15 protein-coding genes are annotated in these 17,871 nt (G+C 71.1%); 5 read left to right on the top strand and 10 right to left on the bottom strand.

All coding sequences use genetic code 11. The annotated features are described in order from the left end of the window. Positions 1-23 precede the first annotated feature (23 nt). Both ACSHT8_RS31630 and ACSHT8_RS31625 read right to left on the bottom strand, forming a co-directional pair. The gene (locus ACSHT8_RS31630; RefSeq protein WP_436495220.1) at positions 24-3,095 is read right to left on the bottom strand and encodes a translation initiation factor IF-2 N-terminal domain-containing protein; all 3,072 of its coding nucleotides are present in this window, start codon (positions 3,093-3,095) and stop codon (positions 24-26) included. A 180-nt stretch (positions 3,096-3,275) separates the two neighbouring features. Further along, positions 3,276-4,031 (bottom strand): TIGR03936 family radical SAM-associated protein, encoded by a 756-nt coding sequence (locus ACSHT8_RS31625; RefSeq protein WP_436495218.1) that lies wholly within the window; start codon positions 4,029-4,031, stop codon positions 3,276-3,278. 247 nt (positions 4,032-4,278) lie between these two features. Here ACSHT8_RS31625 and ACSHT8_RS31620 point away from each other — a divergent pair, with 247 nt between their 5' ends. After that, positions 4,279-5,640 carry a S8 family peptidase gene (locus ACSHT8_RS31620; RefSeq protein WP_436495216.1) on the top strand — a complete coding sequence of 454 codons (1,362 nt, stop codon included), beginning with the start codon at positions 4,279-4,281 and terminating at the stop codon, positions 5,638-5,640. Positions 5,641-5,691: 51 nt separating this feature from the next. Here ACSHT8_RS31620 and ACSHT8_RS31615 read toward each other — a convergent pair whose 3' ends face one another. The 5 genes from ACSHT8_RS31615 to ndk form a co-directional block, all read right to left on the bottom strand. Further along, on the bottom strand, positions 5,692-7,659 hold the full coding sequence (locus tag ACSHT8_RS31615) for a TIGR03960 family B12-binding radical SAM protein (protein WP_436495214.1): 1,968 nt from the start codon (positions 7,657-7,659) through the stop codon (positions 5,692-5,694). Positions 7,660-7,678: 19 nt separating this feature from the next. Continuing rightward, positions 7,679-8,518 (bottom strand): ABC transporter permease, encoded by an 840-nt coding sequence (locus ACSHT8_RS31610; protein ID WP_436495212.1) that lies wholly within the window; start codon positions 8,516-8,518, stop codon positions 7,679-7,681. A 1-nt stretch (position 8,519) separates the two neighbouring features. Continuing rightward, positions 8,520-9,326: an ABC transporter permease gene (locus tag ACSHT8_RS31605; RefSeq protein ID WP_436495211.1), complete on the bottom strand. Its 807-nt coding sequence runs from the start codon at positions 9,324-9,326 to the stop codon at positions 8,520-8,522. Beyond that, a complete protein-coding gene (locus ACSHT8_RS31600) occupies positions 9,326-10,252 on the bottom strand; it encodes an ABC transporter ATP-binding protein (protein WP_436495209.1) in 927 nt (308 codons plus the stop codon). The genes ACSHT8_RS31605 and ACSHT8_RS31600 overlap by 1 nt, the downstream gene beginning before the upstream one ends. An 85-nt stretch (positions 10,253-10,337) precedes the next feature. Then, on the bottom strand, positions 10,338-10,748 hold the full coding sequence (gene ndk, locus ACSHT8_RS31595; protein WP_436495207.1) for a nucleoside-diphosphate kinase: 411 nt from the start codon (positions 10,746-10,748) through the stop codon (positions 10,338-10,340). Positions 10,749-10,886: 138 nt separating this feature from the next. On the opposite strand from ndk, the gene ACSHT8_RS31590 reads away from it, so the two are divergent. Both ACSHT8_RS31590 and ACSHT8_RS31585 read left to right on the top strand, forming a co-directional pair. After that, positions 10,887-11,402, top strand: a complete 516-nt coding sequence (locus tag ACSHT8_RS31590) for a hypothetical protein (protein WP_436495205.1) — start codon at positions 10,887-10,889, stop codon at positions 11,400-11,402. Between the two features lie 81 nt (positions 11,403-11,483). Then, positions 11,484-12,374, top strand: a complete 891-nt coding sequence (locus ACSHT8_RS31585) for a hypothetical protein (RefSeq protein WP_436495203.1) — start codon at positions 11,484-11,486, stop codon at positions 12,372-12,374. A 34-nt stretch (positions 12,375-12,408) separates the two neighbouring features. Here the strand turns inward: ACSHT8_RS31585 and ACSHT8_RS31580 are convergent, their stop codons facing one another. Continuing rightward, positions 12,409-13,611 (bottom strand): hypothetical protein, encoded by a 1,203-nt coding sequence (locus tag ACSHT8_RS31580; protein ID WP_436495201.1) that lies wholly within the window; start codon positions 13,609-13,611, stop codon positions 12,409-12,411. An 11-nt stretch (positions 13,612-13,622) separates the two neighbouring features. Beyond that, positions 13,623-15,134: an alkaline phosphatase D family protein gene (locus tag ACSHT8_RS31575; RefSeq protein ID WP_436495199.1), complete on the bottom strand. Its 1,512-nt coding sequence runs from the start codon at positions 15,132-15,134 to the stop codon at positions 13,623-13,625. Positions 15,135-15,336: 202 nt separating this feature from the next. Here ACSHT8_RS31575 and ACSHT8_RS31570 point away from each other — a divergent pair, with 202 nt between their 5' ends. Continuing rightward, a complete protein-coding gene (locus ACSHT8_RS31570) occupies positions 15,337-15,870 on the top strand; it encodes a hypothetical protein (protein ID WP_436495197.1) in 534 nt (177 codons plus the stop codon). A gap of 72 nt (positions 15,871-15,942) precedes the next feature. Continuing rightward, a complete protein-coding gene (locus ACSHT8_RS31565; protein ID WP_436495195.1) occupies positions 15,943-17,274 on the top strand; it encodes a PepSY-associated TM helix domain-containing protein in 1,332 nt (443 codons plus the stop codon). Between the two features lie 4 nt (positions 17,275-17,278). Here the strand turns inward: ACSHT8_RS31565 and ACSHT8_RS31560 are convergent, their stop codons facing one another. Further along, positions 17,279-17,863, bottom strand: coding sequence for a flavodoxin family protein (locus ACSHT8_RS31560; RefSeq protein ID WP_436495193.1), 585 nt, complete (start codon positions 17,861-17,863; stop codon positions 17,279-17,281). Positions 17,864-17,871: the final 8 nt, after the last annotated feature.

Below are 17,871 nucleotides of genomic sequence, written 5' to 3'. Positions count from 1 at the left end.
TAACGGTGACGTGATCCCGGCCATCAGTCCTCCTGACCAGGGTTCACCGGCGGACCGGCGGGCCGCGAAGCCGCCCGGCGAGCACGCCTGCGCGGCGCGGCCGCGGCGGGGACGGGCTCGGCGGAGTGGCCGTTGGCCAGGGCGTCGACGTGGCCGTCGCCGCTCGGTTCCGGCTGTTCCACGGGCTGGGCGGGCGTCTCGGCGGCCTGCGGGGCCTCCAGGGCGTCCGTGCGGGGCGCCACGACGATCGGCTCGACCGGCCGGTCGGACGCGGGGCCCGCCGGACGTCGGGACGACCGGGAGCGGACCCGCGCGGCCTTGATGGGCGCGGCGGTCTCGGACGCCTCGGCGGCGATCGTGTCCTCGGTCACGGAAGCGGAGCTGTCGATGGAGCCGCTATCAGCGGATTCGCCGACTGGAGAGCTGTCAGCATCCGTGGCGACATCGACCGCGTCGGCGAGCTGACCGCCGTCGACCGGAGCGCTGTCCACGTCGGCGGATCGATCGCCGTCGGAGGACGGGCTGACGACTGCCGCATCGCCCGCGTCGACCTGGGAACCCAGGTCGGCGGCCGGAGCGGTGTCCGCCTCAGCGGACCGGCCACGGCGGAAAGCGCCGCGCCTGCCCCTGCCCGCGGGCTGACCGCTGTCCACGGCGTCGACCTGGCCGTCGGGGTCGAACCGACCCGCGACCGCCTCAGCGGCGGCAGGGGCGTCAACGGGCTTGCCGTCGTGCTCGGCGGTCTTCACCGTCGCCTTGGCGATGTTCTGCACCGCGGCGCGGACCTCGTCGCGCTGGGGTTCTTCAGCGGGCTGTTCCTTGCCGCGGTCGCGGTTGCGCCTGCGGCCGCCGCCCTGCTCGTGCTCCTTCGGCGCGGCGGGCTGCTGCGGGGCGGGCGCGGACTTGGTCGCGGGCTCCGCGGCCACGACGACGCCGCGGCCCTTGCAGTGCTCACATGTGGTGCTGAACGCCTCGAGCAGGCCGGTGCCGACCCGCTTGCGGGTCATCTGCACCAGGCCGAGCGAGGTGACCTCGGCGACCTGGTGGCGCGTGCGGTCGCGGCCGAGGCACTCGGTGAGCCTGCGCAGGACCAGGTCCCGGTTGGACTCGAGCACCATGTCGATGAAGTCGATGACGATGATGCCGCCGATGTCGCGCAGCCGCAGCTGGCGCACGATCTCCTCGGCCGACTCCAGGTTGTTCCTGGTCACCGTCTCCTCGAGGTTGCCACCGGAGCCGGTGAACTTGCCCGTGTTGACGTCGATGACCGTCATCGCCTCGGTGCGGTCGATGATCAGGTAGCCGCCCGACGGCAGCCAGACCTTGCGGTCGAGCGCCTTGAGCAGCTGCTCGTCGACCCGGGTCTCGTGGAAGACGTCCTTCGGGCCGACGTGCCTGCGGACCCGCTCCAACAGCTCCGGCGCGACGTGGCGCACGTAGTTGTCGATGGTCTCCCACGCGGTGTCGCCCTGGACGGCCAGCGTGGAGAAGTCCTCGGTGAACAGGTCGCGCACGACCTTGACCAGCAGGTCGGGCTCCTCGTAGAGCAGCGACGGCGCGCCGGACTTCTTGACGCCGTTGGTGCCCTCGGACTTGTCCTTGATGACCTGCCACTGCGCCTGCAGACGGCGCACGTCGCGGCCGAGCTCCTCCTCGCTGATGCCCTCCGAGGCGGTGCGGATGATGACGCCCGCGTCCTCGGGGACGATCCGCTTGAGGACGTCCTTGAGCCTGCGCCGCTCGTTCTCGGGCAGCTTGCGGGAGATGCCGGTGGCACCGCCGCCGGGCACGTACACCAGGAAGCGGCCGGGCAGCGAGATCTGCGTGGTCAGCCGGGCGCCCTTGTGCCCGACCGGATCCTTGGTGACCTGCACCAGCACGCTGTCGCCGGTGGACAGTGCCTGCTCGATCTTGCGGGCCTTGCCCTCCAGGCCAGCGGCGTCCCAGTCGACCTCACCGGCGTAGAGCACGGCGTTGCGGCCGCGGCCGATGTCGACGAAGGCGGCTTCCATGCTGGGCAGCACGTTCTGCACGCGGCCCAGGTAGACGTTGCCGACCAGCGAGCCGGTGCCGCTGGAGGTGACGAAGTGCTCGACGAGCACGCCGTCCTCGAGCACGGCGATCTGGGTGCGGTCGGGGTTCTCGCGCACGATCATCGCGCGGTCGACGGCCTCGCGGCGGGCCAGGAACTCGGCCTCGGTGAGGATCGGCGCGCGCCTGCGTCCGGCTTCACGGCCGTCGCGGCGGCGCTGGCGCTTGGCCTCGAGCCGGGTCGAGCCGCGCACGCTGCGCACCTCGTTGCGGGCGTCGGCGGCCTCGGTCTTCTCGTCGCGCGCCTCCCGGACGTGCACGACGGTGTTCGGCGGGTCGTCGGTGGAGGCGGCCTCGCCGTCCTCGTCCCCGCCCTTGCGGCGGCGACGGCGGCGACGGCGCCTGCTGGCGGCGTCGGACGGCTCGTCGTCGGACTCCTCCGACTCGGCCTCCTCGGTTTCGGCCTGCTCGTCGGCCGACTCGGCCTTGGGCTCGGCGTCGCCGTCGTCGGCGGCGCCCTTGCCCCGGCCGCGGCCACGGCGACCACGGCGACGGCGGCGGCTGCCCGCGTCGTCGTCATCGTCGGCGGGGGCCTCGGCGGCGGGCTGGGCCTCGTCGGCCTCGTCCTCGACCAGCTCTTCTTCGCGAACGGGCTCCTCGCGGCGCACCGGCTTGACCGGCGCCGCGACGGGCTCCGGCGGCAGGAACAGCGGCGAGGCGGAGGCGAACACCGGGGTGGGCGGCGTGCGGCGGACCGGCGCGGGTTCGGGCTCCGGCTCGGGCTCGACGACGGCTTCGACCTCGACTTCGACGACCTCGGCCGGGGAAGCGCCGATCAGGGAGTCCGCGACCTTGATGGCGACGTCGCGGCTGACGCTGGACTGCGCGCCGCGGACTTCCTCGCCCAGGTCCGAGAGCGCGCTGATGATGTCCTTGCTGCTCAGGTCGAGCAGCTTGGCCAGGGCGTGCACCCTGACCTTGGCGGGCAGATCAGCCAGCGCGGCGTGGGTAGGTGTGGTGGCAGCCCCGCCGGTGCTTCCGGCAGGGTTCGACATATCCGACATGTAGCTCCTTCGCCCCCGGGCGCGTCCCTGCAGACGCGGCCGCTCAGGGGCCTAGTTGTGTTCCACCGCGCGAAGCGGCGGGAATCCTCGCCTTACGCCATCGGCCGGTCCGGTCGTGGACCGGCGCCGGTTGACGGCAGGTCGTTCGACCACGGTGAGGGCGTTGCGGCTCCCGGCGGACTATCCGGCTGTCGCCGCCCTGTCGAGGGCCAGCGGGTCGGACAGAACGCCATCATCGTCAAGCCGTCCCTGGGCCATCCGCGTCGCCTTCGCGGGCACGGGCGGTTCCAGGGCGGCGACGACGCGCAACGCGCTCAGTACGTCGTCGGGTCGAACGGCCGGTGTTGTCTGCCGGACGACCGCCACCAGTATCCCATACGCGGGGGTGTCGTCCGACATGTCGATACCCACACCTACCGGCGAGTCGCGATCGACGGCGGCGGAATCGAGCACTTCAGCGGCGATAACCGCTGGTCGGGCGTCGATCAGCTTGCGGCCGTCCTTGGTCAATCTTTCAACCTCGACATGCTCGGTGGCCATGAGCCTGGTCACCGCGTCGCGCAGGATCTCGGCGGGCACGCCGACGAGTTCGATGCGCCACCGGCTGGCCTCCATGCGCTCGGCGAGCCCGCCCGGCCCAGCCGTCACCGACTCCAGCACGTCGAGCCCCGGCGGCAGCGCCGCGTCGAGCGCGGCGCCCAGCTTGGCCGGGTCGACCGCCTCGACCACGGAGATCTCGACGTACTCGGCCTCGCTGGCCACGCCGGTCGGCGCGGCGCCGATCCACGAGATCTTCGGGTGCGGGCTGAACCCCTGGGAGTAGGCCATCGGCACGCCCGCCCGGCGCAGCGCGCGCTCGAACTGGCGGGCCACGTCGCGGTGCGAGGTGAAGCGGAGCCTGCCCCGCTTGGCGTAGCGCAGGCGCAGCTTCTGCACCGCCGCTGCCGAGGGGTTGGGCTGATCCTGGCGACTCAGGACTACTCCTTCTGGTGGCTGCGTTCTCCGCCGATGTGGTTCAACCGGCAGAGTGGAACCGTACCGTCAGCGACAATTCGAGCGTCGAGGTTGTTTCGCGGACCGGTCGTGGCTACCGTCCGCAGCGAGTGACCTGCGGCAGCCGAGGAACGCCGCGGGCCGTAACGGAGGTTGCCCAGTGCCTCTGCCGCGCCGATCGAGGGCGTCAGTGGTTGGTCTCGCGGTCGCCGCGACCCTGCTCGGCTGGGCCGGGCAGGCCGTCGCCGTGCCGCTGGAACCTGGCTACGTGACGTGCGGCGAACATGGCCCTGACGTGCGGTTCGTCGTCCTCTACGAGCCCGGGACGCCTGCTGAGGACGCCGCGGCGGAGACCTCGGCGAAGTGCGGCTCCACCGTGGCCTACTACCCGCAGATCGGTGTCGGCGTCGTGCTGTCCAGCGACCGCCGGTTCGGCGACCTGATGGGCCGCGACCGGGCGTTCAGCGCCAAGTCGGCTGTCGGCAAGGCCAAGCGACTTCCCGCCGTGTCGACCGTGACCGACCACGAGCGTGGCGACCGGACCGACGAGCAGACCGACATGGCGATGATCCACGCCGACCAGGCCCGCGCGGTCACCCTGGGTAGCCATTCCGTGGTGGTGGGTGTCCTCGACTCGGGGATCGACGCCTCCCACCCTGACCTCGCCGAGGCGGTCGACCCGGCCAAGTCGGCGGGCTGCCTCACCGGCAAGGCCGACGCCGAGTGGGAGCCGACCACGTCGGCGCACGGCACGCGCGTCGCCGGAATCATCGCGGCGGCCGACGACGGACACGGCATCACCGGCGTCGCGCCCGGAGTGCGGCTGGCGTCGGTGAAGGTGGTCGACGACTCCGGGTTCGTCTTCCCCGAGGCCGTGGTGTGCGGGCTCATGTGGGCTGCGACGCACGGTTTCACGGTGGCCAACCACAGCTACTTCGTCGACCCCTGGCTGCTGACGTGCGACCGCGACGGCGAACGCGTCGTCGCCGAGTCCGTCCGGCGCGCGGTCGACTACGCGACGCGGCGCGGAGTGCTGTCGGTGGCGGCGGCGTCGAACGAGAACATCGACCTCGCCCGCCCGCGCGGCCAGGCCGTCGGCACCGACGGTGAGCGGCGGACGCTGGACACGGGCTGCAAGGTGCTGCCCGCGGGGCTGCGCGGCGTGGTGGCGGTGTCGGCGGTGGGGCCGGACCAGCTCAAGGCGGCGTACAGCGCGTACGGGCTCGGCGTGATCGACGTGACGGCGCCGGGCGGCGACCGCGACGCGTGCGTGCTTTCGACGGTCCCCGGCGGGTATGGGCGGGCCTGCGGCACGTCGATGGCGGCGCCGCACGTGTCGGGCGTGGCGGCGCTGATCGCGGGACGGCATCCGGGGGCTTCACCGCAGGCGTTGACGCGACTGCTGACGTCGCAGGCGCGGGCGGTGGCGTGTCCGGGCGACTATGACCTGGACGGTGCGGACGGGCAGGACGCGTACTGCTCGGGGTACGCGCCGTACAACAGCTTCTACGGCCACGGCCTGGTCGACGCGCTGGCCGCGGTGACGGAATAGCCGCTTTCGGCCGGTCACCCTGCCCCGATTCGGGGCAGGGCGACCGGAGTATCAGGACGTCAGAGCGGGGTTCCGCACCGGGGAACCGACGCCGACCGGGCTGATCGGCAGCAGTTTGCGGCCGGTCGGGCCGATCTCGATGTCGGTGCCCATCGCCGGGCAGACGCCGCAGTCGAAGCAGGGGGTCCAGCGGCAGTCGTCCTGTTCGCGGGCGTCCAGGGCGTCCATCCAGTCGTCCCACAGCCACTGCTTGTCCAGGCCCGAGTCGAGGTGGTCCCACGGCAGGACCTCCTCCTCCACCCGCTCGCGCGTGGTGAACCAGGCCAGGTCGACACCGAGGGGCTCGAGCTCCGCCGCAGCCGCGCCGGTCCAGCGCTCGTAGGAGAAGTGCTCGCTCCAGCCGTCGAAGCGGCCGCCTTCGCGCCAGACGCGTTCGATGACGCGGCCGACGCGGCGGTCGCCGCGGGACAGCAGACCTTCTATGAGACTGGGCTTGCCGTCGTGGTAGCGCATGCCGATGTTGCGACCGAGGCTGCGGTCGCGATCAGAGTTGACCGCCTCGCGCAGTTTGCGCAACCGGCTGTCCACAGTGTCCGGGTCGCACTGGGCGGCCCACTGGAACGGCGTGTGTGGCTTCGGCACGAACCCGCCGATGGAGATCGTGCAGCGGATGTCCTTGCGGCCACTGGCTTCCCGGCCCGCGCGGATGACGTTCTTCGCCATCTCGGCGATCTGCAGGACGTCCTCGTCGGTCTCGGTCGGCAGCCCGCACATGAAGTACAGCTTCACCTGCCGCCAGCCGTTGGCGTAGGCGGCGCTGACCGTCTTGATGAGGTCCTCTTCGGACACCATCTTGTTGATGACGCGCCGGATGCGCTCGCTGCCGCCCTCGGGGGCGAAGGTCAGGCCGGAGCGGCGGCCGTTGCGCGACAGCTCGTTGGCCAGGTCGATGTTGAACGCGTCGACCCGGGTGCTGGGCAGCGACAGACCGGTGTTGGTGCCTTCGTAGCGGTCGGCGAGCTGCTTGGTGATCTCGCCGATCTCGGAGTGGTCGGCGCTGGACAGCGACAGCAGGCCGACCTCCTCGAACCCGCTGGCCTCCAGCCCCTTCTGGATCATCGCGCCGATGCCCTCGATGGAGCGCTCACGCACCGGGCGGGTGATCATGCCCGCCTGGCAGAAGCGGCAGCCGCGGGTGCAGCCGCGGAAGATCTCCACGCTCATCCGCTCGTGCACGCTCTCGGCCAGCGGGACCAGCGGCTGCTTCGGGTACGGCCAGGCGTCGAGGTCCATGGTCGTGCGCTTGGCGACGGTCTCGGGGACGCGGTCGCGGTTGGGCACGGCCTGCCCGAGCGCGCCGTCGGCGGCGTAGCTGACGTCGTAGAACCGCGGAATATAGACACCACCGGTCTCGGCCATGCGGACCAGCAGCTCGTCGCGGCCGCCGGGGCGGCCCTCGGCCTTCCACTGGCGGATGATGTTGGAGATCTCCAGCACGGCCTCTTCGCCGTCACCCAGCACGGCCGCGTCGATGAAGTCGGCGATCGGCTCCGGGTTGAACGACGCGTGCCCGCCCGCGAGTACGACCGGGTGGTCCTCGGTGCGGTCCTTGGCGTGCAGCGGGATCTTGGCGAGGTCGAGCGCGGTGAGCATGTTCGTGTAGCCCAGCTCGGTGGAGAAGCTGACCCCGAGCACGTCGAAGGCGCCCAGGGGGCGGTGGCCGTCGACGGTGAACTGGGGGACGTCGTGCTCGCGCATGAGCTTCTCGAGGTCCGGCCAGACCGCGTAGGTGCGCTCGGCGAGCACGTCGGGCTGCTCGTTGAGCACCTCGTAGAGGATCATGACGCCCTGGTTGGGCAGCCCGACCTCGTAGGCGTCGGGGTACATCAGCGCCCAGCGGACGTTGGCGCTGTCCCAGTCCTTGACTGTCGCGTTCAACTCCCCGCCGACGTACTGGACGGGCTTGGAGACCCTGGGGAGCAGGGGCTCAAGCTGGGGGAAGACTGACTGGACGCTCACAGCACACCAGGGTAACCCGTCACGAGAGCAGGAGTTTGCCCAGCCTGCGTGCCGAGACGACGACTCCCACGGCGACCATCACCGCGAAGTACGCCAGGTGTCCGAGCATCGACGCGTCCACGAAGCCGGTGCACAGGCCGCGCATGAGTTCGATGGCGTGGTAGAGGGGGAAGCACTTCACGGCGAAGGCGATGGCGGGCGGGTAGACGGTGATCGGGAAGAACGTGGTGGAGAACAGGAACATCGGCATCAGCGCGAGTTGCACGTAGTCGAAGTCCTGCCATGACCGCATGAACGTCGTGCACGCCATCGCCACGGCGGCGAAGCCGAAGGCGATCAGCAGGGCCGCGGGCAGTGCCAGCAGCGCCCACCACGACGTCAGCAGGCCCATCCCCAGCATCACCGCGAGGAACCCCGCCGCGTACATGGCGCCGCGGATGAGGGCCCAGGTGATCTCGCCGATGGCGATGTCGAGGGGGCCAAGCGGGGTGGCGAGGACGGCGTCGTAGAGCTTTCGGTATTTGAACTTGAAGAAGAAGTTGAACGTCGCGTCGTACACCGCGCCGTTCATGGCTGACGCGGCCAGCAGGGCGGGGGCGACGAAGGCCAGGTAGGTCATCGGCTGCCCTGTGGGGCCGACGACGTCGCCGACGAGTTTGCCGAAGCCGAAGCCGAGGCCGAACAGGAAGAACAGCGGCTCGAAGAAGCCGGTGAACATCAGCAGCCAGGCGCGGCGGTTGACGATGGCGGCGCGCTCGATCAGGGCGGTGGCGCGGCCCGCGTAGAAGCCGGTGGGGAGCACGCGCAGCAGCAGGCCGGAGGGTTCCGGGGCGGCTGGTGGTCGGGTCACGGTCGTCATCTCAGACCGCCAGCTTCCGGTTGAACACGCGCCTGGCCAGGTACGCGCCGAGGGCGAGCAGCGCGACCAGGTAGGTCAGGTGGCCGAGGGCCTGCAGCGGCTCGACGGTGCCGAACGTCAGGTCGCGGGACAGTTCCGTGCCGTGCCACAGCGGGGTGATCCACACGAGCGGTCGGACCCAGCCTGGCAGCTGCTCGACGGGGAAGAACGTGCCCGCGAACAGGGTCATCGGGATGATGATGAACCGGAACAGCACGTTGAAGCCCTGGCCCTCGCTCTCCAGCGTCGCGGAGTAGGCCACGATCGGCGCCGAGACCGCCATGCCGGTCAGCACCGCGATGAACACCGACCACACGATCGCGGGGCCGGTCACCGCGCCCAGCACCGCCGCGATCAGGGCGAACGCGACGGCCGAGAAGCCGAGGCGGGCCGCGATCCAGGTGAGCTGGCCGCCGAGCACCTGGCCGGGGGTGATGGGGGTGGCGGTGATCGCCAGGTAGGTCTGCTGCCAGCGGAAAGCCGACAGCACGGGGTACGTCGACTCGAACGCCGCGATCTGCATCATCGACGCCACCAGCAGCGCGGGCGCCAGGTACTGCACGTACGGCAGGCCGAGGGTGGCCGGGCCGGGCCGCACCTGTGAGCCGAACCCGAACCCCAGCGCGACGAGGTACAGCGCGGGCTGCAGGAAGCTGGAGGTGACCGACGCGCGCCAGTTCCGCCGGTACCAGGTCCAGAAGCTGTCGAAGACCAGGAACGAGGCGCGCACCGGGGAGAGCACGCGGCCGGTGGGCTGGGTGGTGGTCATCAGTCGACCAGCGTCCGGCCGGTGAGCCGGAGGAAGACGTCCTCCAGCGAACTGCGCCGGACCAGGCTCGACACCGGCCGGACCCCGCGCTCGTGCGCGGCGGCCAGCGCGGCCTCGCCGTCGGCGGTGTAGAGGAGCAGGCGGTCGGGCAGGACCTCGACACGCTGGGCCAGGTCGGCGACCGCGTCGGCGTGCTGCTCCCCCGGCGGGAACCGCAGCTCCAGCACCTCGCGGGTCGAGTAGCGCGCGATCAGCTCGGCGGGACTGCCCGCGGCGACGATCTTGCCCGCGTCCATGACGACGAGGCGGTCGCACAGCTGCTCCGCCTCGTCCATGTAGTGGGTGGTGATGATCAGCGTGACGCCCTGCTGCTTGAGCCGGAACAACCGGTCCCACAGCAGGTGGCGGGCCTGCGGGTCGAGGCCGGTGGTCGGCTCGTCGAGCAGCAGCAGCTCCGGGTCGTTGATCAGCGACCGGGCGATGGTGAGGCGGCGCTTCATGCCGCCGGACAGCGGCTCGACCGGGTCGTCGGCCCGCTCGGTGAGCTGGGCGAAGTCGAGCAGCTCGACCGCCTTGGCCCGGACCTGCGACTTGGGCATGCCGAAGTAGCGGCCGTAGATGTGCAGGTTCTGCCGGACCGAGAGCTCGGTGTCGAGGTTGTCGAGCTGCGGCACCACCCCGAGGCGGGCGCGGATGCTCGGGCCCTGGCTGAGCGGGTCCATCCCCAGCACGCTCAGTTCACCGCCGGTGCGCGGCGAGACGCAGGCGATCATGCGCATCGTCGAGGATTTACCGGCCCCGTTGGGCCCGAGGAAGCCGAATGCCTCCCCCGGCCGCACGTCGAGATCGATGCCGTCGACCGCCGTGAAGTCGCCGAAGCGCTTCGTCAGCCCTTCCGCGCGCACCAAGGCGCCGTTGCCACCCACGCGGCCACAGTAGACAAGGGGACTGACACTTCCGAGCGAATTAGCGAAAGGGCCGCCGCCGGTTCGGCGGCGGCGGCCCTTTCGGTCACAGGTTCGGGAACCAGAGCTTGATCTCGCGCTCGGCGGACTCCGGGGAGTCGGAGCCGTGCACGAGGTTGTACTGGACCTCAAGGCCGAAGTCGCCGCGGATGGTGCCCGGGGTGGCCTTGTCGACCGGGTCGGTACCGCCCGCGAGCTGGCGGAACGCCGCGATGGCGCGGGGGCCCTCGACGACGAGGGCCACGACCGGGCCGGAGGTGATGAACTCGAGCAGGGACTCGAAGAACGGCTTGCCGTCGTGCTCGGCGTAGTGCTGTTCGGCGGTTCCGCGGTCGACGTTCTTGAGCTCGAGCGCCGACAGGGTCAGGCCCTTGCGCTCGATTCGGGAGATGACCTCGCCGACCAGGCCACGGCTCACACCGTCGGGCTTGACCAGAACCAGGGTGCGCTCACTCACGGCTTTCCCTACTCCTTCATGGGGATTCTCGACCGCACGACACGTGCGTGTGAGGAGGGTAACCCGGTCCGGTGGCACCGGTTGCCGCGCGCCCCGCCGTCGGGCCACGGTGGGCTTCCCGACTGAACGGAGAGTGCAGTGTCCGTCACTAGACGTATCGCCTCGGTGTTCGCGCTCCTGGCCGCCCTGGTCTCCACCACCGCCGTGCCCGCGTCCGCCGGGCCGCAGGACCTCTCCTACCACTACCGGTACGACCTTTGGGTCGAGGAGGTCCGCACGTCCGAGGAACTCGCCGCGATCGTGGCCGAGCAACTGACCGTGTATTTCCCGTTCGACTCCGACTGCCGGTACCTGCCGCCGGTCGGGTCGCGGTGCGACCTGTACTCGGTGCCGGGGCTGCCGCTGTTCGGCACCACCAACCCGGTCCTCGTGGTCGACCGGTCGGCGACGAGTTGGACGTTCCGGTCGCTGCCGGGGCACGTCGAGGGCCCGGGCAGGCACATCACCTTCACGTTCCTGCGCGCGCCGTACGGCTACGAGCTGGACGTGCGGTCCTGGGGCCCGTGGACGCTGTCGGCGTCGCTGACGGTCTCCAGCGGCGCCGCGCGGGAGGTGTGGCAGCGCTTCGCCGACAACGTGTCGGCTTACCTGTAGCCGCTGCGGGCGCGCCCACCTCGACGGAATAAATCGACTGAGGCATGTGTCGTGAGTCACTAGACTTGACCTTGGTCGACCGTGACGGAGGTGGGCGTGCCCGGCGGACAGAAACCAACCCTCCTGCAATGGTGGGCCGCGGTGATCGCGGTGCTGGTCGCCGCGCTCGGCGTGGTCGCGGTGTTCGTCAAGGTGACGCCGCTGGAGGTCGACTCGCCCGGCGAGCTGGCCGCGCTCGGCCTGATCGGCGTGTTCATCGGGCTGGCGGGCTGGCTGCTGTGGGGCCGCTGGCACGGCAACCACACGTGGCGACCGACCGCCGCGCTCGGGATCGGCGCGGTGATCGCGCTGACGGCGGGCCTGCTGCTGCTCATCGGCACCGGCGGCGCGCCCGCGGGCACGGCGTCCGAGAGCCCGACCGTGACGATCTCCGCGCTCCAGCCGACCACTGTGGTCACCTCGGAGACGACCACCACCACTGCGAACCCTGATCCCGGCCCGCGCCGCGACACGACCGGCGTGCCGACTGTGCGGACGACGCACACCGCGCAGCCCGTGCCGACCAACCCCCAGCCGACGCCGCGCACCACAACCACGACCACGGTTCCTGTTGCCGTGCCTGGGGAATCCGTGCGCTACTCGGGGACGTTCCGGCTGTACGCCAGCAAGGAGTCCGTGGATCTCGATCTGAACCCACCGCAGGCGTATGGCACGGTCAACGAACTCGCGGTGGACGACCACCGGATCTGGGTGGTCCCGCCGGAGACCCAGGCCGTCGCGGTCGCGGGGCCGGTGGGTCGGGCGCGGTGTCTCGACGCGGTCGCCAGCGCCAACCCGCCCGCCGAGTACTTCGACGATCCCCAGCCGGGGACGACGTTCTGCGTGCGGACCAGCGACGGCCGGGCCGCGCTCGTCCAGGTCACCAGCGCGTCCACAAAGGACTTCATGCTCGCGATCACCGTCTGGGACTAGCGGCGCGGCCCGAGAGGCCGCGCCGCCAACGGTTTCACCAAGTGCTGTTGGTGATCCCCGTACCCAGGTAGACCTGGTCGAACAGGTTGCCGTCGTTGTCATCGGTGTAGGCCACGACAACCTGGCCCCACGCGTCCACGGTCAGCGCGGCCTCGTCCTGGCGGCCGGTGACCGTGGTGTTCACCCGGGTGCGCGGGTGCCTGCCGGTGGTCGAGCCGTCGGCGTTGACGCCCTGCACGTAGATGTCCTGCGCGTCGACCCAGCCCACGGCCGCGGCGCGCTGGTCGTCGATGCCGACCTGGGGGTCGGTGCCCGGCACCAGGGTCTCCGGGCCTGCGACACCGGTCGCGGAGAAGGAGCGGACGCCGATCTGGGCGACACCGGTGTGGTCGGTCTCCCAGCCGATGACGAAGTCGCCGTTGAAGTTGGCCGCGACCGACGCGCGGCGCTGCTGGCCGCCCGCGTTGACGTTGGCCACGGCCTGCGCCAGCTTCTGCGCGCCTGCCGAGGTGAAGCTCTTGCGGGCGATGTTGAACGAGCCGTTCGCGTCGCCGTCCTCGTCCCAGGCCACGATCGCGTTCTGGGCCGCGCCCATGGCCACGTCCGGGCGCTGGTGGGTGCCGCCCGCGGCGTGGACCTGGATCTCGTAGGTCTTGGACGTGATCGACGCGTAGCCCGACAGCCGCACGGTGGCCGGGGTCGTGGACTGCTTGTCCTCGAAGGCGACCGCGAAGCCGGTGCCGTCGGGGTCGGCGGCGACCGACGGCACGGTCTGCTGACCGGCCGAGTTGGCGTTCGCCGTGGCCGAGCCGGTGACGGTGCCCGCGGTGTTCACCTCGCGCACGGCGATCTGGAAGACGCCGTTGCCGTCGGGGTCCTCGGCCCAGGTGACGACCGCGACGCCGCTCTCGTGCAGCGCCACGTCCGGCTGGACGTGGCGCCAGTTGCCGGTGCCGCCCGCGGACAGCTTCTTCTCGTACAGCGACACGCCGTCCCGGTAGAGGCGGATCCAGATGTCGCTGTGCAGGTTGTCGGCCGGGTTGGTGGTGTCGCGGTCGTCCTCCCACACCACGGCGGTGTAGCCGGTGCGGACCGACGCGACGGCCGAGTTGTCCTGGTCGCCGGTGGAGGTCGAGTTGGCGGTCGTCCACGTCATCGTGCCGTCTGCCGTGGCCGTGCCCGCGAACGCGACGGTTCCGGCGGCGACGAGGGCCGCCGTTGTCAGGAGTTTGCGCATGGTCAGTCCGTTCACGGGGTCTGCAGGCCGGGGTTGCCCGCCTGGATCACGTAGGTCTGGGCGGTCTTGATCGGGTAGTCGCGCACGGTCACCTTGTCGAGGACGCGGAAGTCCACGGTCATCTCGGTCGGGGTGGCGACGGTGCGGACGTAGCCGCGCTGGTTCTTGTAGAACTTCACGTGCGGGTTGAGGCTCGACAGGCCGTTGTCTGTCGCGCTGCCGTCGCCGCCGGAGGTGATCGACGTGGTGACCAGCTCGGTGCCGATGATCCGGTTCTGCGTCGAGTAGTTCTGCATGAGGTTGCTGGCCCACGAGCGGTGCACGTCGCCGGTGAGCACGACGGTGTTCTTGAGGCCCTGCGCGTCCCAGCCGTTCTGGATGCGGCCGCGGTTGGCGGTGTAGCCGTCCCAGCTGTCCATGCTCTTGGAGCCGTCGGCGGCGGCGAGCTTCTGGGCGAAGAACACCTGCTGGCCGATCAGGTCCCACGTGCCGAGCTTCTGCGCCATGCCGTTGAGCAGCCACGACTCCTGCGTCGCGCCGGTCAGCGTGCGGGCCGGGTCGTCGGCGGCCGGGCACAGTTTGGTGCCGTCGCCGCACGCCTGGTCGTCGCGGTACTGGCGGGTGTCGAGCATGTGCAGCGTGGCGAGGCTGCCCCAGCGCAGGCGGCGGTAGAGCTGCAGGTTCTGCGCGACCGGGATCTGCGGGGACCGCAGCGGCATGTGCTCGTAGTACGCCTTGTAGGCCGCGGCGCGGCGGGCGGTGAAGTCGCCCGCGGGCGTGGAGTTCTCGCGGATCATGCCCGCGTAGTTGTTCTCCACCTCGTGGTCGTCCCACACCACGACCCACGGCGCGGCGGCGTGCGCGGCCTGCAGGTCGACGTCGCGCTTGTAGAGCGCGTGCCGGACGCGGTAGTTGGCGAGGCTGGTGATCTCGCCGGAGGGCTGGTGGGTGCGCACGCCGGAGCCACCCGCGCCGCCCTCGTAGATGTAGTCGCCGAGGTGCAGGATCAGGTCCGGGTTCTCCTCGGCCATCCTGCGGTAGGCGGTGAAGTAGCCCGCCTCGTAGTGCGAGCACGACGCGAACAGCATCTTCAGCGAGCTGCCGGTGCCGATTGCGGGCGCGGTCTTCGCGTGCCCGACCTGCGAGATGTGGCCGAGCGCGCGGAAGCGGTACCAGTAGTCGCGGCCCGGCTGCAGGCCGGTGACCTCGACGTGCACGCTGTGCGCCCACGACTGGGTGGCGGTGAAGGTGCCCGACGCGGCCAGGCTGGTGAAGTACTGGTCGGTGGAGACCTGCCATTCCACGATCGCGTTGGCGCTGGACATGCCGCCGAGGCCGTCGGAGTTGAGCGGGCTCGGGGCGAGGCGGGTCCAGATCACGAAGCCGTCGGCCGCGGGTTCGCCGGAGGCGACACCGAGGGTGAAGGGGTAGGCGATGGCGGATGCGGTGCTCGCGCTGAGCATGGTGGCGCCGGCGCTGGCGAGACCGCCGATGAGGAAGGTCCGTCGTTGCAGTCGGGTCATGGATTCGTTCATAACGAGCCTCTCGACAGCCGATCCAGACCCGTACGAAGAGTTCACCAGATGTCTGTCCCGGCGAGGGAACCCCCTAGTCAGACCGACTTCCGCTGTGGTGTTGACGGCAGGTGAACTTGTGCTCGCAGCCCGGATCACGCCAGGTCGGCACCGTTAGTCTGGGCCGACCGGAGGCGGAAGGGAACGGGTCGTGGCTGGCAGGAGGCGGGTTCCGGCGCGCGGCAGGCGCACCGCGACCACGCTCGTCGCCGCCCTGGTGACCGGTGCCGTCGGGCACGTGGTCGCGGGCGGCACCTGGTCCGGCCCGGGAATCACCGCCGCCGCGGCGCTGCTGTTGCTGCCCAGTTGGCTGCTGACCGCCCGAGAGCAGGGGTTCGGCACGCTCGTCGCGCTACTGGCGGGCGGGCAGTTGAGCACCCACGTCACCCTGACGGCGATGGTCGGCGCCGCGCACATGACGCACGTGTCGACGGCGTCGCCGACGCTGCCGATGCTCGCCGCGCACGTCGTGGCGACCGTCCTGCTGGCGTGGTGGATCCGCCGCGGCGAACGCAGGCTGTGGGCGGGGCTGGACCGCTTCCTGCGAACGCTGTGCCCGGTGGGCTTCGAGCCCGCCACCCTCCTGGTACGACGTCTGACGTCGTACGGGGCGCCGGTCGCCGCGGGCGTCGGGCTCCTTCGTCACGTCGTTGTCCTGCGCGGTCCACCCGCTTCCACGGTCTGAGCTTCTCCCCCACCGCGTGCGCCGCACCCCGGTGCCGTTGCCGCGCGCCCATCCCCAGACCCTGGAGTCCGCATGACCACGCTCGATCCCGCTGTCGCACCGAGTCCACCGGCCACCCCGCCGAAACCGAAGAGTCCACTGTGGGCACTCGCCCGCCGGGTGCACTTCATGGCGGGCCTGGCGATCGCGCCGTTCCTCGCCGTGCTCGCCGCCACCGGCCTGCTCTACGCGTTCACGCCCCAGCTCAACGATCTGCTCTACAGCGACAAGCTCTACGTGGCCGAGCCGGGCGGTCCGGTGCGGCCGCTGGCCGACCAGGTCAGCGCCGCGCTGGCGGGCCACCCGGACGGCAAGGTCAAGTCGGTGATCGTGCCGACCGACCCCGACCGCACCACCCAGGTCGTGCTCGACGCGCCGGGTCTCGCGCACGGCGCGGACCACTTCTCGACCGAGACGCTGACCGTCTACGTCGACCCGTACACCGCGAAGGTCAACGGCGAGTTGGTCACGGTGAACAACCGGCCGCCCGCGCAGGTGTGGCTACGCGAGTTGCACGGGTCGCTGCACCTCGGCGACGTCGGCAGGCTGTACTCGGAGTTCGTGGCGAGCTGGCTTCCGTTCGTCGTGCTCGGCGGCCTGGTGCTGTGGATCGGGCGGCGGCGCAAGCGGTCGGCTCGCGCCCTGCTGCTTCCCGCTGCGACCGGTTCGCCCCGGGCCCGCACGCGGTCGCGGCACGGCGCGTTGGGCCTGTGGCTGTCGCTCGCGCTGCTCGGGCTCAGCGCGACCGGCCTGACCTGGTCGAACTACGCGGGCGCCAACTTCGACACCGCGATCGCCGCGCTCAACGCGAAGTCGCCGAGCCTGACCGCGCCCGCCGTGGAGCAGCAGGGCGAGGCGATCGGCTTGGACAAGGCGCTGTCGGTGGCGCGTGAGCAGGGCATGCAGGGTCAGCTCACGATCACGCCGGGCGCGTCGGCGACCAAGCCGCTGAAGATCGCCGAGACGGCCGAGGGGCTGCCGGTCCGCAAGACCACGATCGCCGTCGACCCGTACACCGCCGAGGTCACCGCCCGGCAGGGCTGGGACGACTTCCCGCTCCTGGCCAAGCTAACGACCCTCGGCGTCCAGGCGCACAGCGGCACGCTGTTCGGGTTCGCCAACCAGCTCCTGCTCGGGCTGGTCGCCCTCGGGGCGCTGGTGCTGCTGGTGCTGGGCTACCGGATGTGGTGGCGCAGGCGGCCGACGACCGGCGGGTTCGCGCCCGCCCCGGAGCCGGTGTGGCGGCTGGTCCCGGTTCCGGTGCTCGTCGTCGCGGTGCTGATCTTGGGCGCCGTCGGCTGGGCGCTGCCGGTCCTCGGCGTCACGCTGGCCGCGTTCGTGCTGGTCGACGGCGTGCGGCGCTGACGGTTCAGGCCGGGTGGGTTTCGCCCACCCGGCTCAGCTCATCGGTGAAGAAGGTGCTCGCGTCGGTCAGCGCGGCCGTGTCGGTGAGCACGTCGCCGGGCCGGTTGCCGAAGCCGAGGAGCGCGCCGCCCCAGGTCATGTTCATGTAGTCGGCGGAGAGGCGGAGCGTGGTGACCAGGCCGTCGGCGTAGGACGTGTCGTCGGAGCTGTGGGCGGTGACCGACCAGAGGGTCTTGCCCGCCATCCGCGCGCGGAAGTCGGCGCCGGGGATGCGGAACCAGCCGGACCAGTGGTCCAGGTAGAGCTTGGTGCTGGTGGAGACGGTGTACCAGTAGAGCGGGGACGCGATCACGATGTCGGTGGCGGCCACGGTGGCGTCGAAGAGCAGCTTCGCGTCGCCCTCCAGCGCCGGGTAGACGCCGTCGCCGTCGTGGCGGATGTCCTCGAACGGCGGCAGCGGGTGGTCCAGGAAGGACAGCCACTCGACCTCGGTGCCCTCGGGCAGCCCAGCCGCCGCGCGCCGGGCCAGGTGCTCGGTGTTGCCGTCGCGGCGGGTGCTGGCGAGGAGGAACAGGAACCTGCGGGACATCGCGCTGC

Source organism: Actinokineospora sp. HUAS TT18, assembly GCF_051364635.1.
Lineage (GTDB): Bacteria > Actinomycetota > Actinomycetes > Mycobacteriales > Pseudonocardiaceae > Actinokineospora.
Note: the sequence above shows the minus strand (reverse complement) of the source record. Positions and strands in the feature narration are given on the sequence as shown.

Excerpts from the sequence above, each read along its gene's own strand:
- ACSHT8_RS31560 (WP_436495193.1), bottom strand. The coding sequence starts at position 17,863 with ATGTCCCGCAGGTTCCTGTTCCTCCTCGCCAGCACCCGCCGCGACGGC.
- ACSHT8_RS31575 (WP_436495199.1), bottom strand. The coding sequence starts at position 15,134 with ATGACCCGACTGCAACGACGGACCTTCCTCATCGGCGGTCTCGCCAGC.
- ACSHT8_RS31610 (WP_436495212.1), bottom strand. The coding sequence starts at position 8,518 with ATGACGACCGTGACCCGACCACCAGCCGCCCCGGAACCCTCCGGCCTG.
- ACSHT8_RS31630 (WP_436495220.1), bottom strand. The coding sequence starts at position 3,095 with ATGTCGGATATGTCGAACCCTGCCGGAAGCACCGGCGGGGCTGCCACC.
- ACSHT8_RS31580 (WP_436495201.1), bottom strand. The coding sequence starts at position 13,611 with ATGCGCAAACTCCTGACAACGGCGGCCCTCGTCGCCGCCGGAACCGTC.
- ACSHT8_RS31605 (WP_436495211.1), bottom strand. The coding sequence starts at position 9,326 with ATGACCACCACCCAGCCCACCGGCCGCGTGCTCTCCCCGGTGCGCGCC.
- ACSHT8_RS31565 (WP_436495195.1), top strand. The coding sequence starts at position 15,943 with ATGACCACGCTCGATCCCGCTGTCGCACCGAGTCCACCGGCCACCCCG.